Consider the following 14,885-nt stretch of genomic DNA (forward strand, 5'->3'; position numbering starts at 1 on the left):
GGAACCTCCCGGACCACCACCTCATGCCGTGACGACGCTTGGTGGCGCCCCGCAGGTCCGGAGGCGCCACCCGCACCCCTCACTGGCGGAGGCAGGCCGCCCCCCACCTCCGGGTGACCGTTCGGTTACTCCAGGTGCAGACCCGCCGGGGCCCGGCCCCGGGCTCCCGTCGGTCCGTCCCAGGGGGGCGGATATGCAGGTGAAGGGCACTCCGAAACCTTGGTATTGTTGTCCATGTCGCCGCGGGGAACGCCCCCGGTCAGGCGGCAGACACCTAGTCCGGGTGGCGGAATGGCAGACGCGCTAGCTTGAGGTGCTAGTGCCCTTTATCGGGCGTGGGGGTTCAAGTCCCCCCTCGGACACAGATACAGATCATCCCAGTAAGCGGGTCGAGGTTCTCCTCGGCCCGCATCGCTGTTTTTCGTCGGCCTTCCCGGGGGCAGGGCGGCGAGCGAGTGGGGCAAACCGGTCATACGGGTATATGGGTATACGGGTATACGGGTGCAGATACTTCGGGAAGGCGTCGTCGGAGCAGCCGGGGGCGTATGAGGTCTGGAGGCCGCTGGCCGGCCGGGCAGGAGCGATGTTGATCCGTGTTCTTCTCGTCGAGGAGGCAGACCTGGTGCGCGGGGCACTCGCGGCCCTGCTGACCCGGGAGAAGGACATCGAAGTCGTCCCGGGGTCAGCGGAGCACCGCCACACGGTGTCGCAGGCTCTGTCGTACCGGCCCGACGTGGTCGTCATCGACGTCGACGGCGCCGACGACGACGCGCTGTGCACCTCCCTGGAGCTCGCCGCGCGGTTGCCGGAGTGCCGGACCATGCTGGTCGTCGGCTCGGCCACCCCCGACTACCTGCGGCGGGCGCTGGCCCGTCGGGTCGCGGGCCTCATCGGCAGGAACAGCCCCTGCGACCTGTTGCCCCAAGGGATCCGCCAGGTGGCGTCGGGCCAGCGGTTCATCGACCCCGGGCTCGCCCTGCTGGCGCTCTCCTCGACGGAGAACCCGCTGACCGGCAGGGAACTGGAGGTGCTGCGGCTGGCGGCGGACGGCACGCCGACGAGTGAGATCGCCGACCGGCTGTCGCTGTGCGTGGGGACGGTGCGCAACCATCTCAACGCCGTCTCCAGGAAGACCGGGGCCCGCAACCGCATCGACGCGATCCGCATCGCCAGGGAGTCGGGCTGGCTGTAGCGCCCGGTCCTCCTGATGTGGGGCGGGTGGTCGCCGGGCGATGGCACAGGTTCTCGTGCGCGTGCGCCGTGAAGGCCCGCGGCTCAGCCGAGGACCCGGAACCCCGCGGCGGCGTCCGGAGCGGCCTGGGCCGCCCGGTCCCAGTGGCCGATCAGGTCACGGTAGAGGGCGCAGTCGGCCAGCAACCGGTCGTGGGTGCCCAGGCGGCAGCGGGGGCCGTCCATGACGAGGACGAGGTCGGCGCGCAGGGCGGAGCTGATGCGGTGCGCGCACACGATCAGCGTGGCGGGACGGATGGCGAACGCACGTTCGGCGAGTGCCTCGGCTGCCGGGTCGAGATGGCAGGTGGCCTCGTCCAGCAGCACCAGCGGGGCGGGCGGCAGCAGGGCGCGGACGAGGGCGATCAGCTGACGTTCACCGGCGGAGAGCAGGGCGGGGTTGAGAGATGCCTCGTAGCCGCCGAGGCGTGCCACGAGCTCCGCGGCACCGATGGCATCGACCGCCGTGTCCAGGTCGGCCCGCGTGGCCGTCGGGTGGAGGTAGGCGAGGTTCTCGTGCAGGGTCCCGGCGAAGACGTACGCCTCCTGCGGGATCAGCACGCGTGAGCGGGCCAGCCGGCCGGTGTCCAGGGACCGGGCCGGGACACCGCCCAGGAGAACCTGGCCGGCCCGCGGTTCGAGCACGCCCGCGATGAGCGCGGCGAGTGTGGACTTGCCCGCGCCACTCGGGCCGACGACCGCCAGGTGCGTGCCGGTGGGGAGGGCGAGGTCGAGGTCGTCGACGACCGGATCGGCGGAGGGGGCGTAGGCGAAGGTGACACCGCGCAGCTCGACGCTGCCGTCCGAGGGATATGTGCCGCCCACCGCCGCTGCCCGGGACGCGTCCGCCGCACGAGGCCCCGCCCCTCGGGACGCGCCCCCCGCCCTCCCGGGCGCCTCCGCCACGTGCGGCGCGTCGACTCCGCCGACCGCCTCCGCCGCCCCTCGGGACGCGCCACCCGCCCTCCCGGGCGCCCCCACCACGTGCGGCGCGTCGACTCCGCCGACCGCCTCCGCCGCCCCGCGGCCCATTTCCTCCCCGGGTGCTTCCGCCGCCGTGGTTCGTCCGTCGCCTCCGGACGCTTCCGCCGCCGCCCCGGGGCTCCCGGCCCCTCCGGCTGCCTCCGTCCCAGGGCTCCCGGCGTCTTGGACCGTCACTGCCGCCCCAGGGCTCCCGGCCTCTCCGGCCGCCCGCGCCGCTCCCGATCCGCCGGCCCGTCCGGCCTCTCCGACCGCCCGCGCCGCTCCCGATCCGCCGGCCCGTCCGGCCTCTCCGGCCGCCCGCGCCGCTCCCGATCCGCCGGCCCGTCCGGCCTCTCCGGCCGCCCGCGCCGCTCCCGATCCCCCTGCCCGTCCGGCCTTCTGCCCCGCCCCCGTTCCCGCTGCCGTTCCTCCTGCCCGTCCGGCCTTCTGCCCCGCCCCCGTTCCCGCTGCCGTTCCTCCTGCCCGTCCGGCCTTCTGCCCCGCCCCCGTTCCCGCTGCCGTTCCTCCTGCCGGTCCGGCCGCCCCCGCCGCCTCCCCACCTGCCGCCTGCAGGATCCGGCCGACCGTGACCAGCAACCACAGCCCGCTGCCGCCGAGTCCCTGCACGAAGCCTCGCAGGGCCGGCTGCAGGCTCTGGGCCACGTAGGTCAGGGCGCCCAGGATCGCGCCGGCGCTCAGCCCGCCCCGTACCAGCCAGGGCGCCCCGGCCAGGATGAGCACGAGGGGCAGCCAGCCGCCGACGCCGAGTGCGGCCGTGCGCAAGGCGGTCAGCCGGGCCAGGGCGCGGGCCGCGCGCGCCGCCTCGTCGATGCGGGCGCCGACCCGACGCCGCACGAGGTCCTCGGCACCGCAGGCCGTCACGTCCCGCAGCCCGCCGGCCACCCGGCTCACCTGCTCGGCGATGGCCTCGTCGGCGAGGACCACGGCCCGCTGCCGGGCCGCCATCGCCCGCAGGGCCAGCAGGAAGAGCACGAGTCCTGCGACCAGGGGCGGTACGACGAACAGCAGGAAGGCCGGATCCAGTGCGGCCAGCCCGAGCAGCACGCTGACCGCCGTGACCGCGAAGCTCTGCACGAACATCACGACCGCCCCGTACGACTCGCGGGCGATCTCCACCTGCTCGGTCAGGCGTGCCACGCCCGCCGTGTCGACGGTCTGCCCGAGGCGCGCGGAGCGGCGCAGTGTGCCGGTGGTGGCGAGGGCTACCAGGTCGTCGCGGAACGGCTCGACGACCCCGGCGAGCCGGAGCGTGGCCTGCCGGGTGCCCCAGGCGCCGACGAGAACGGCGCAGGCCAGCAGGCCGAGCCAGCCGAAGCCCTCGGCGGTGCGGTCGGCGAGGAACCCGTCGTCGACGGCGCGGGCGACCAGCCAGCCGGACAGCAGCGCGGGGACCGCCTCGACCAGGGACCAGCCGGAGAGCCGTACGAACTCCCGGCGCCGCGTGCGCAGCGTGGAGCGCAGCAGGAGCCCCGGCCCGGGGCTCACGGCATGCCTCCGTCGCGCTGCGGTGCCGGCCCCCGGGCCCGTTTCGACGGTACGTCCGTGTGCGGATCAGGGACCGGCCGCGTCCGCCCGTCGACGCCGGGCTCCGGCCGGAACACCGCCCGATACCCCTCCTGAGCCCACAGCTCCCGATGCGTCCCCACCCCCCGCACCCGCCCCGCGTCCAGCCAGACGACGACGTCCGCGCGGGAGGCCGTGGAGGCTCGGTGGGTGACGACCAGCCGGGTGCGGTGGGCGAGCGGGCCGGTGCCGGTGAGGGCCTGGCGGATGTGGTGCTCGGTGACGGTGTCGAGGCTGGCCGTCACGTCGTCCAGGACCAGGAGGCGGCCGTACGGGGCGGACTGGGCGAACGCGCGGGCCAGCCCCACGCGTTGGATCTCGCCACCGGACAGCGGGGCGGCGGCGAGCCGGGTGCCGTACCCCTCGGGCATGGTCCGCAGGAACCCGTCGGCGCGTGCCGCGGTGGCCGCCGCGCGCACCTCCCCGTCTTCCGGCGTGCGCGGCCCGAAGCCGATCGCCTCGGCGAAGGTGTCGCCCAGCAGCACCGGGCGTTCGAAGCCGTACGCGACGGCCCGCCGCAGCTCCGCCCGCTCCAGGTCACGCAACGGCACCCCGTCGAGCCGTATCTCGCCCTCCTCCGGGTCGGCCAGCCGCCCCGCCAGCGCGGCCAGCAGGGACTTGCCCGCCCCGGAGCGTCCGACGACCGCCGTCAGCGCCCCCGAAGGCAGGTCGAGGCCGATGCCGTCCAGCGCGGAGCCGCCCTCGGCGGTGCGTACCGTGACCCCGCGGAACTCCAGCCGCCCGCCCCCGGACGGCAGCGTTGCGGTGCCGTACGCCGCCGTCGGTTCGTCCAGCACCTCGGCGACCCGTCCCGCGGTGGCGCGGGCGAACGCCAGCCGGTGCACCGACGCCACCAGCGAACTCACGCCGGTGGCAAGGAGCACGTACCCGCCGGCGGCGAGCATCTGCCCCGGTGTGATGCGCCCCCGGGCGAGTTCCCAGCCGGCCACCGCGAGCACCGCCACCTCCAGCAGGGGGACGATCGCCGCGTCCCGCGCGGAGACCCTGGCGTACGCGCGCCACATGCCCAGGCCGTGGCGGTGCAGTTCGGGCAGCGGCCGCAGCACGCGCTCGGCCTCCTGGGCCACGGTCCCGGCCGCCGTGATGGTACGGATCCCGGTGAGGGCGTCCACGAGCCGGGAGGCGATGCCGCCCTGCACGGCGAAGTAGCGGTCGTTGAGGTCGGACACGTCGCGGACGAAGGCGCGGACCATGAGCACGATCAGCGGCAGCCCGGCCACGAAGGTGAGGCACAGCCAGGGGTCGATGAGGGCCAGGGCGACCACGGCCCCGACCGGGGGCACCAGTTCGGTGACCGCCCACACCAGTCCCGACGGGGCGCTGCCGGCCCGCGCGGTGTTGCCCACCAGACGGGCCACCAGGTCGCCCGGGGTGTAGCGGCGGGTGGCGGGGGCGCCCAGGTCGAGGACCCGGCCGAGCAGGGTGTGCCGCAGCCACGCCGTGGAGTGGGCGTTGGCCACGGCTCCGGCGTAGTCGTCCACGGCGTCGCACACCACCAGCAGGGCGACGGTGACGGCGGACAGGGTCAGCCACAGTGCCGTGTCGCCGCGACCGAGCACGGCGTCGACGGTGCGGCCCGTCACCGCGGGCAGGGCGACGTAGACGCCTGCCAGCAGGAGGGCCGTGACGGCCTGGACCCCGCCCCAGGCACCGCCCCGCCGGACCGTCGCCAGCAGCAGACGGTCCGCCGCGCGTCGGTCCACCGGCTGCTCCCGGGGTCGTACGGTTCGACGAACGGGGCGGGGGCGCCTACGTGCCCCCGCCGTGTGGGCTCAGCTAGCAGAGCAGCAGGCTGAGGAAGCTGATTCCACCGCCACAGCCCTTGCTTGCCCTACTGCCGGGCGGCGGACGGTAACCGGACTCCGACTCGATGGTCAGACCCTGCAGTTCGAGGAGCGACATCGCTCTTCACCTCCTCTCTCGTACTTCTGTGGGGACGGGGAGGTCATGGGCGGGCAGGCCCGGCGTCAGGAACGGCAGCCCGGCGGGCCGGGGGTGCAGGGCGGCGGCCAGCGCGAGCAGCACCCCCGCGCCTCCGGTGGCCAGGTCCATGGACAGCCGCATCAGTTGTTCGCCGGGGAAGGCCAGACGGCCGTCCAGCACACAGGCGTGGCGGGACAGACGGCGCACATGGCCGGCGACCACGGGGTCCCGCTCGGCCGCCGTGCCGGGCGGGTGCGCACGGCTGAGGTGGAGGATCATCCCGGCGATGCCGTCGAAGAGCCCGGGTTCGATGTAGAACGAGGCCCTGGCCGCCCTGCGGATCGTCTCAGCGGCGGACGCGAACCGGTCGTCCGCGCGGTGGGCCAGGTAGTCGTCGAGGACCATGCCGATGCCCACGCTGCCGTCGGCGAGATAGGGCATGGTGCGCCAGCCCTCGTTCACCTCCATCGACACCTCCTCGCGCACGACGCAGCGGCGCAGGTCCTGGCGCAGTGCGGTGGCGGCCAGGTCGAGGAGCGCCGGGTCGCCGCTGTGGTCGTACAGGCGCAGGAACATCAGCGCGGGGCCGGACGACCCGTACATCAGCCCGGCTCTCGGGTGGGTGCCGCCGCTGATCCGCGGTACGGCGTCGACCGGACCCAGGCGGTCGGCGACCGACTGCGCCACGCGCAGGGCGGCGTCACGGCAGGCCGCGTCGCCGGTGGTGGTCGCGAAGTGGAGCAGGTCGAGCCCGATACCGGACAGGCCGCCCTTGAGGTCCAGGGCCAGGCTCTCCCAGCGCTCGCCCAGGCACATGTCGAGGACCTTGACGGCCTCCTCGTGGTGCCCGAGGTGATCGAGCACGAAGGCGACGCCGTGCAGGCCGTCGTAGAGCCCGAGCCGGGTGCCGGACTCCGGGTGGAGCGCATGCCGGATCAGCCAGTCCTCGTGGCCGGGGTGGCGTCCGGCTCCCGCAACGTCCAGCGCGTACAGCACGCCCGCCGCGCCGTGGGCCATGCCGAGGCCACCGCCCGGGGTGGCGAACTGCTCGATGTCGCCGGGGAAGAGCCGGTCGTCGCGCTCGGGAGTGGCGGCGGCCAGGACGGCGGCGCTGATCGACTCCCGGGCGCTCAGCCAGCCGGACCGGTCGGGTTCCAGCCGGGGCTCGTCGTCCGCCCCGGCGTACATACCGCCGTCACCGGTCACCGTGCGGACGGCCGCGTCCAGGAACGGGCCGGGGACGGGGAACAGCCGTGCGGCTTCCCTGGCGAGCTGGCCCGCCTTGCCGTCGTCCAGCTCGATGAGCCCGGTGAGCGGCATGAACAGGGAGAGCCGCAGACAGGCCAGCGCGTGCCGGTCGATGTCGAAGCCGGTGACGCCCTTCGGGGCGAGAAAGCCCGGGGCTGCCAGAACCTGCTGCTGTGCGTCGGCCACGTCCGAGGCTCCCTCGAAGTCGATGAGGACGACGTCGCCTTCGGGGCGGACCAGGATGTTGAACGTGTGGACGTCGCCCATCACGACGCCCCGGTCGTGGACCGCGGCGACCGCCTCCTCCACCTGCCGGAACACGTCGAGGGCCCAGGAGGTGTAGGCCGCGAAGTCGGCCGGGGCCGGGTCCAGCGCGGCGAGCGGGTAGCGCTGGACGAACAGCGTGTGCAGGGGGGTGCCCTCGATGAACTCCTCGACGACGAAGTGGTGTCCGCCCAGTTCGAAGTGATCGCGCAGGGCGGGAACACAGGGGAGGCCCCGCAGCCGTTCCAGGGCCGCCCGTTCCCGTCCCAGCCGGGTGACGGCGTCCGCGCCGTCCGGGGTGAGTCCCGCGTGGGGCCGTGCCTCCTTGAGGACCACCCGCTCCTCGCTGCGGGTGTCCACCGCGGCGTACAGACCACCGCCGTTGGAGAAGTGCAGCGCCTTCTCGATGCGGTACGGCAGGTCGGCGACCGTGGTCCGCTGCCGCTCGGCGAGGTGCGGTTCGAGGAAGGCCGGCAGCCGCACCCACGGGGGCACCTGGAAGGTGGGGCCGCGCACGTCCGGCACCAGCCGGCCGGAGGGATCCTCCAGCGCCTGCTCCACGACCCCGTCGGCGGACACGCAGTGCCGGTCGGCGAAGCCCCCGTACCGCACGTAGAGCGGACCCCTCCCCCAGCGCAGGTCGCTGAGGATGTACGGCCCAGGCAAGCCGTCGAGGACGGTGCCCAGCTCTCTGAGCACGCGCTCGCACTGCGCCTCGTCCCGGGGATAGACGGTCACGAACTTCCCGCTGGACCCGCGGTGCGCGTACTTCGCGTTGGCGAGGAACAGGGTCTGCCGCGCCGGAAGGAACTTGAAGGCGATACGGCGCGGTACGCAGTAGTCCCACACCGCGTCCAGGACCTTCTGCGCGTCGTCCAGGCAGGCCGAGACATGGATCTTCCACCCCTGGGGCGGGAGGGTCGTACCGGCGGGCCGGAGGACCACCCAGTCGCCGAGTTCCGTGCGCGTCCACGACGCGGGGGCGGGGAGCGACGTCTGACGGAAGTGGCCACGCGTCCTACCGTGGGACGGCGTGTCGTAGAAATGCGGGTGGGTGAGGCAGTACACCTCGTACCGCTTGTCCACGGAAAGCCTCCAGTCGGGCGCGCTCCGGTTCGGTCGCGCTCTCCTTGTCGGCGGTGCCTCGTCGCGGGACCGGGCCGTGGCGCAGCACGGGCAGACGAGCCGGTGCGGCCGCCTGGCCTGCGCCTTTCATCTCTCACGATGGCAGACCAGAGGACCGCGGGCATCGATCGTCTGTCACCGGAAGGCCATGAGATTCACACGGTCCGTCTGTGCGGACGGCACACCCGAAACAGCCCGGCCGGGCCGGGTCGGGTGCCTCTCGCGTCGTCACCCTCCGCCGGCCCCGCCCCGACAGGGGAACGCACTCCACCGTCCGCGAGGCGGCCCGCGGTCCGTCCGCCGTGGGTCCGGCCATCACGGTCGACACGACCCAGGCGGCCCCCGCTTCGGCAGCGCCGCCGCGAAAATCGCGTGCCCGTACCCGGCCCCGCTCCCTAGACTCACCGCATCATCACGCGCCGCCACCACCCGGCGGCGCGTCGCCATGACGAGTCGAGGGGAGCCGGGCCATGCGTGTCAGCACCGCTGCCGTCGTCTCCCCCTGCGGCTACGAGGTGATCCTCGTGTCCTCGTCCGCCCGGTGCCCGCTGCGCGGCCGGCACCGGATGCCCGTGACGAGCATCTGAGAGCGCCCGAACACGTCGACTCCCCGCCATCTTCGCCGATCTGACGGTGTGGCGGGGGAGGCACACGTGCGCCACCGTGACGTCCGGGAATCGCGCTGACCCCTTTCCGTTTCCGGAACACCCGAAAGGCCAAGGGCCGTGCGCACCAACCCCAGCACCCTCGCCGTCGTCCGCAATCTCGGCATCCTCGCCCACGTCGACGCCGGCAAGACCACCGTCACCGAGCGGATCCTGTACGCCACCGGCACCACCCACAAGCGCGGCGAGGTCCACGACGGCACCACCGTCACCGACTTCGATCCCCAGGAGCGCGATCGCGGCATCACCATCTTCGCGGCGGCGGTCAGCTGCGCCTGGGACGGCCACCGGATCAACCTCATCGACACCCCCGGGCACGTCGACTTCGCCGACGAGGTGGAGCGTTCGCTGCGTGTCCTGGACGGCGCGGTCGCGGTGTTCGACGCCGTCGCGGGGGTCGAGCCGCAGAGCGAGTCGGTGTGGCGGCAGGCCGACCGGCACGGCGTGCCGAGGATCGCGTTCGTCAACAAGCTGGACCGCGCCGGAGCCGACCTCGACACGGCGGTCGACTCCATCCGGGAACGGCTCCACCCGGCGCCGCTGGTGGTGCAGTTGCCCATCGGTGCCGAGGACGCCTTCCGTGGAGTCGTGGACCTCGTACGGATGCGGGCGCTGGTTTGGGCCGACGGCGCCGACACGGCCGTGGAGCAGCCGGTGCCGGAGGAGTTGCGGGCGCAGGCCCACCGGCGTCGCCGGCTCCTGGAGGAGTCGGTGGCCGAACTGCACCCCGGCGCGCTGGAGGAGTTCTGCGCGCGGTCCACGGTTTCGCCGCAGACCCTCGCGACCGCGCTGCGTGACCTGACCGGCAGCGGTGAGGGCGTGGTCGTGCTGTGCGGCTCGGCCTACCGCAACCGCGGGATCGAGCCGTTGCTCGACGCGGTGGTGGCATATCTGCCCTCGCCGCTCGACGTGCCGGCCGTGCGCGGCCTCGGCGACGGCACCGAGGAAGAGCGGCCCGCCGACCCGGCGGCACCGTTCGCGGCGCTGGCGTTCAAGGTGAGCGCGGCGCAGACAGGACGGCTCACCTTCCTGCGGGTGTACGCGGGAACGATGGAGAAGGGAGACACCGTGCTGGACGCGGGCACGGGACGCAGCGAGCGGATCGGCCGGATCCTGCGCGTGCAGGCCGACCGCCACGCCCAGGTCGACCGGGCGGTCGCCGGTGACATCGTGGCCGTCGTCGGCCTGAAGTCGGCGCGCCCGGGGGCCACCCTCTGCGCGCCGGACGCCCCGCTCGTCCTCGAACCGCCCGGTGTGGCCGATCCCGTGGTGTCCGTGGCGGTCGAGGCGCGCAGGTCCACCGACACCGGCCGGCTGGCCTCGGCGCTGGCGCGGCTGGCGGAGGAGGACCCGTCGCTGGTCGTGCGGACCGACGCCGAGACCGGGCAGACGGTCCTGTCGGGCCTGGGCGAACTGCATCTGGAGGTGGCCGTGGAGAAGATCCGCCGGGACGCCGGGCTGGACGTCAACGTCGGCCGCCCCCGGGTCTCCTACCGGGAGACGGTCGGCCGCGGGGTGTCCGGCTTCGTCTTCCGGCACGTCAAACAGGACGGTGGCGCCGGGCAGTTCGCGCATGTCGTCCTCGACGTGGAACCGCTGGCGGCGGGATCCGGCTTCGAGTTCCGCTCGGCCGTCGTCGGCGGTCGCGTACCGCAGGAGTACGTCCGTGCCGTGGAGGCCGGCTGCCGCGACGCCCTGGCCGAGGGCCCGCTCGGCGGTCACCCGGTGACCGGCCTGCGCGTCACCCTCACCGACGGGGCGACCCATGTGAAGGACTCCTCCGACACGGCGTTCCGCACGGCGGGCCGGCTCGGTCTGCGCGAGGCCCTGCGCAGCTGCGCGATGGTCCTCCTGGAGCCGGTCGTCGAGGTCACGGTCACCGTGCCCGAGGACGCGGTCGGCACCGTCCTCGGTGACCTGTCCGCACGCCGGGGCCGGGTGACGGGCTCGGCGGTGCGGGCGGGCGCGTCGATCGTGACGGCGACGGTACCGCTGGCCGAACTGTTCGGCTACGCGACACGGTTGCGCAGCCGGACGCAGGGGCGCGGGACGTTCACGGCCCGGCCCACCGGGTACGCGGCGGCGCCGGTGACGTCCGGGGCGCGGTAGCCCGACGGGCGGCCCCTCCTCGGCGGGGCCGCCCGGCGGGATCAGCAGTCCCGGAACTCCGGGGACTGGTTCAGCACCTGTGACCGTACGGACGTGAACCGCGCGTACGTCTGCGACTCCCGTGCCTGCGGCCGGAACGCCGCCACGCGGTGGCAGTTCTGGAAGGCGAGGGTGATGCCGAAGTGCCGTTCCAGGCTGCCACGGATGGCGTCGCTGGCGAGGGCGCGCAGGAGTTGGCCGCGTTCCCGCTCCGACGGGGGAGGGGTCTGGTTGTCGGTGAACTCGGCCGTTCCGTCGCGCAGTTCGGTGGCCAGGGAGGCGATCAGGTCGTAGGCGTACGGCAGCGAGGTGCGGACCGTGTCCACGAAGTCCTCCTCGCGGATGTCACCGTGTTCGGCTTCGGCGAGGAGCTCGGGGGAGACGTCGAGGGACATGTCTGTGGGTTCCTGTTCGGTGAGAGGGCCGCGAGAGGGCGGTCAGGGGACGACGACGGGAGGACGAGGGGACGGTGAGGGGGCGACGAGGGGACGGTCAGGGGGATGACGGGGGGGGACGGTCAGGGGGATGACGGGAGGGCGGTCGCGGGGATGACGGAGGTGCCGGAACCGGCGTCAGGCCAGGGCCGCCGGTCCCGGCACGAACTCCGGGTCCACCTGTGCGGCGAGGTCCTCGCCCGTCCTCGCGTCCCCCCAGGCCCGCGCGTTGCGCAGATGGAACTCGACGGCGTGGCGGTGCGTGGTCGGCCAGTCCTTGGGGTGGGCGTCGACCGCCTCACGCAGGACGTTCAGCGCGTGGACGTTGGCGGACTCCAGCTCGCCCTGCTCCCTGCCCTGTTCGGCCGCGCGGACGTAGGAGGAGTGGACCAGGTGGGTGAGGAGGTCGTCGCCCACCTTCTCCTTGAGGAAGAGCAGGTCGTCCTCACCCGTCACCTTGTTGCCGACGACCGCGATGCGGATGCCGAACTCGCGGGCATGGTCGCGGTACTGGCGGTAGACGGAGACGCCCTTGCGGGTGGGTTCCGCCACCAGGAAGGTCATGTCGAAGCGGGTGAACAGGCCCGAGGCGAAGGCGTCCGCGCCCGCTGTCATGTCGACCACCACGTACTCGCCGGGGCCGTCGACCAGGTGGCTCAGGTAGAGCTCGACCCCGCCGAGCTTGGAGTGGTAGCAGGCCACCCCGAGGTCGCTCTCGTCGAACTCGCCCGTCACCATCACCGGCACGTCCCCGACCCGCCGCACGTGCCGCGTGTGCAGTTCGTCGTCGCCGAGCGGGGTCAGCAGACGTGAGCCGCTGCCGGGCGGGGTCGTCTTGATCATGGCGTCGGCGGAGGGGATCCGCGGGTTGGTACCGCGCAGGTACTCCTTGATGTCCCGCAGGTGCGCGCCGAGGGGCGGGGCGTCCAGTGGCTCTCCCTCATGGCCCAGCGCCTGCGCGAGGTGCTGGTTGATGTCGCCGTCGATGGCCAGCACGGGGGCACCGGAGCGGGCCAGGTGGCGGGAGAAGAGCGCCGACAGGGTGGTCTTGCCGCTGCCGCCCTTGCCGACGAAAGCAATACGCATCAGCAACCCGCCTTCGCACCCAGAGTACACTTGTTGAAAATGGATGTCATGTGGCTAGGTTGTCCGCGCCGCTGATCGCTGTCAAATCGCCTGGCCGACAGGGAAGTTGACGAAGGGGCCGGGCCGACCGTGATCGACTCCCGCGCTTAATGCATATGATGCGCAAGTGCACGACTACAGCATCAGGGCGGCTCGCCCGGACGATCTGGACGGTGCGCGAGCCCTGATGCTCGACACCGTCTACCGCGACTTCGGCACCGGCTATGTGCCCCGCTGGCACGCGGACATCATCGACCCGGCCGCCGCCTATCTCGACTCGCCCCGCCACACCCTCCTCGTCGCCGTCGACCCGCGCGGACAGGAGGTCGTGGCCACGGCGGCCCTCGACTCACGAGGCCCGGCCCACCCGCCGAACCCCCGCGATCTCGCCGAGCGCTACCCCAGCGGCGAGACCGCGCAGCTGCGCCGCGTCTACGTCCGCCCCGAGCACCGCCGGCGCGGCCTCGCCCGGCGGCTCGTCGGCGAACTGCTCGCCTTCGCCGCCGCGGACGGCGGCTACCGCGCGGTCTATCTGCACACCGACCCCAAGGTGCCCGGCGCCGAGAACTTCTGGCGCTCGCTCGGCAAGGTCGTGCACGACGAACGCGAGGACCTCGACGGCGGCGAGGACGTCGTCCACTTCGAGATACCGATGGAGCGATAGACCGTGCGCCGACTCCGCCCGCTCCTCGCCCTCGTCCTGGCCCCCGTACTCACCGCCTGCTTCGCCCCCGGCGGCGACGGCGCCGCGGGCGCCTCCCCGGACGGGACCCGCCTGCGTGTCGCCCTGGCCTTCCCGCCCGCCGAGAACCTCTCGCCGTACGGTGCGGACGCCAGCATCCTCAGCCGCCTCGGCGTCACCGAGGGCCTGACCGCGCTGGACGCCAACGGCGCCGCCGCGCCCGCCCTGGCCGCCTCCTGGCGCCGGGAGAACGACCGCTCCTGGCTGTTCACCCTGCGCGAGGCCACCTTCCAGGACGGCTCCGCCGTCACCCCGGCCGCCGTCGCCACCGCCCTGTCCCACGCCGCCCGCGCCGAGCCCGTCCCCGCCGCCCTCGCCGGCGTCGCCCTCACCGCGAAGGCCGAGGACGGCGAGCGCGTACGGATCATCACCGAGAAGCCCGACCCCGTCCTTCCGCTGCGCCTCTCCAGCCCCTCCCTGGCCATCCTCTCCGCCAAGGCGTACGACAAGAAGGGCAAGGCCGACCCGGTCGGCACCGCCACCGGGCCCTTCGAACTCACCGAGGTCACGGGGACCACCGCGGCCACTCTCGACCGCTACGACGACTACTGGGGCGGCCTTGCCCAGGCCACCGGAATCGACGTGAAGTTCGTCGCCGACGGCACCGCCCGCGCGAGCGCGCTGCGCACCGAGCAGGTCGACCTCGCCGAGGCCGTCCCCGTCGCCCAGGCCGCCACCCTCGACAAGGGCACCCGCGAGGCGACCGCCACGACCCGCACCACGAGCCTGCTCCTCAACACCCGAAAGGGCCCCTTCAAGGACGCGGCACTGCGGGCCGCGGCCCGTGAGGCCGTCGACACCTCCGTCCTCGCCGAGGACGTCCACGAGGGCTACGCCGACGCGGGCGCGGGTATCTACGGGCCCGCCGTCACCTGGGCCGCCGGCAAGCGGACCGAGCCGGTGGGGCGCGCGAAGGCGGGCCGGCCCGACGGGACCCGGATCACCCTCGCCACCTACGACAACCGGCCCGAACTCCCGGAGGTCGCCCAGGTACTGAAGCAGCAGCTGGAGAAGGCCGGGTTCGAGGTCACCCTGGAGGTGCGCGAGTACTCGCGGCTGGAGAGCGACGCGCTGGACGGCAGGTTCGACGCGTTCGTCGGCGCCCGCAACAGCCTGGTCGACACCGGCGACCCGGTCGCGGTCCTCGCCAGTGACTACACCTGCGACGGCGGCTACAACCTCGCCCTGCTCTGCGACAAGGGCGTCGACCGTGCCGTGGCGAAGGCCGCGGACATCGCCGGCACCGCCGAGCGGCAGGACGCCGCGATGGCGGCCGAGGCGCGGATCCTCGGCACGGACGCCGTCGTACCGCTGGTCCACCAGCGCATCATCACCGGCGTCGCGACCTCGGTGCGCGGCGCGCTCCTCGACCCGTACGAGCGCACCCTCGTCGGCATCGGCACCCGGCGCTGA

Annotated in this window: 10 protein-coding genes and 1 tRNA gene; 5 read left to right on the forward strand and 6 right to left on the reverse strand. The window is 73.7% G+C overall.

Features of this window, described 5'->3' with window-relative positions:
- Positions 1-277 precede the first annotated feature (277 nt).
- Positions 278-362 (forward strand) — tRNA-Leu (locus ACWCPI_RS31510).
- A gap of 221 nt (positions 363-583) precedes the next feature.
- Positions 584-1,192, forward strand: coding sequence for a LuxR C-terminal-related transcriptional regulator (locus ACWCPI_RS31515; RefSeq protein WP_451041356.1), 609 nt, complete (start codon positions 584-586; stop codon positions 1,190-1,192).
- A gap of 83 nt (positions 1,193-1,275) precedes the next feature.
- Here the strand turns inward: ACWCPI_RS31515 and ACWCPI_RS31520 are convergent, their stop codons facing one another.
- The 4 genes from ACWCPI_RS31520 to lanKC all read right to left on the reverse strand — a co-directional run bounded on the left by ACWCPI_RS31520 (position 1,276) and on the right by lanKC (position 8,319).
- Complete coding sequence (locus tag ACWCPI_RS31520; RefSeq protein ID WP_451041357.1) at positions 1,276-3,699, reverse strand: ATP-binding cassette domain-containing protein; 2,424 nt, start codon at positions 3,697-3,699, stop codon at positions 1,276-1,278.
- The gene (locus ACWCPI_RS31525; RefSeq protein ID WP_451041358.1) at positions 3,696-5,501 is read right to left on the reverse strand and encodes an ABC transporter ATP-binding protein; all 1,806 of its coding nucleotides are present in this window, start codon (positions 5,499-5,501) and stop codon (positions 3,696-3,698) included. Before ACWCPI_RS31525 ends, ACWCPI_RS31520 begins: the two co-directional genes overlap by 4 nt.
- A 73-nt stretch (positions 5,502-5,574) precedes the next feature.
- Positions 5,575-5,700 (reverse strand): SapB/AmfS family lanthipeptide, encoded by a 126-nt coding sequence (locus tag ACWCPI_RS31530; protein ID WP_388808011.1) that lies wholly within the window; start codon positions 5,698-5,700, stop codon positions 5,575-5,577.
- Between the two features lie 6 nt (positions 5,701-5,706).
- The gene (gene lanKC, locus ACWCPI_RS31535; RefSeq protein ID WP_451041359.1) at positions 5,707-8,319 is read right to left on the reverse strand and encodes a class III lanthionine synthetase LanKC; all 2,613 of its coding nucleotides are present in this window, start codon (positions 8,317-8,319) and stop codon (positions 5,707-5,709) included.
- 764 nt (positions 8,320-9,083) lie between these two features.
- Between lanKC and fusA the strand changes: the two genes are divergently transcribed.
- Positions 9,084-11,132 (forward strand): elongation factor G, encoded by a 2,049-nt coding sequence (gene fusA / locus ACWCPI_RS31540; RefSeq protein WP_451041360.1) that lies wholly within the window; start codon positions 9,084-9,086, stop codon positions 11,130-11,132.
- Positions 11,133-11,173: 41 nt separating this feature from the next.
- Here the strand turns inward: fusA and ACWCPI_RS31545 are convergent, their stop codons facing one another.
- On the reverse strand, positions 11,174-11,566 hold the full coding sequence (locus ACWCPI_RS31545; RefSeq protein ID WP_451041361.1) for an SCO5389 family protein: 393 nt from the start codon (positions 11,564-11,566) through the stop codon (positions 11,174-11,176).
- 177 nt (positions 11,567-11,743) lie between these two features.
- Positions 11,744-12,691, reverse strand: a complete 948-nt coding sequence (locus ACWCPI_RS31550; protein WP_451041362.1) for an ATP-binding protein — start codon at positions 12,689-12,691, stop codon at positions 11,744-11,746.
- Positions 12,692-12,857: 166 nt separating this feature from the next.
- Here ACWCPI_RS31550 and ACWCPI_RS31555 point away from each other — a divergent pair, with 166 nt between their 5' ends.
- A complete protein-coding gene (locus ACWCPI_RS31555) occupies positions 12,858-13,394 on the forward strand; it encodes a GNAT family N-acetyltransferase (RefSeq protein ID WP_451041363.1) in 537 nt (178 codons plus the stop codon).
- A gap of 3 nt (positions 13,395-13,397) precedes the next feature.
- Positions 13,398-14,885 carry an ABC transporter substrate-binding protein gene (locus tag ACWCPI_RS31560; RefSeq protein ID WP_451041364.1) on the forward strand — a complete coding sequence of 496 codons (1,488 nt, stop codon included), beginning with the start codon at positions 13,398-13,400 and terminating at the stop codon, positions 14,883-14,885.

Source organism: Streptomyces sp. NPDC001920, from assembly GCF_053594495.1.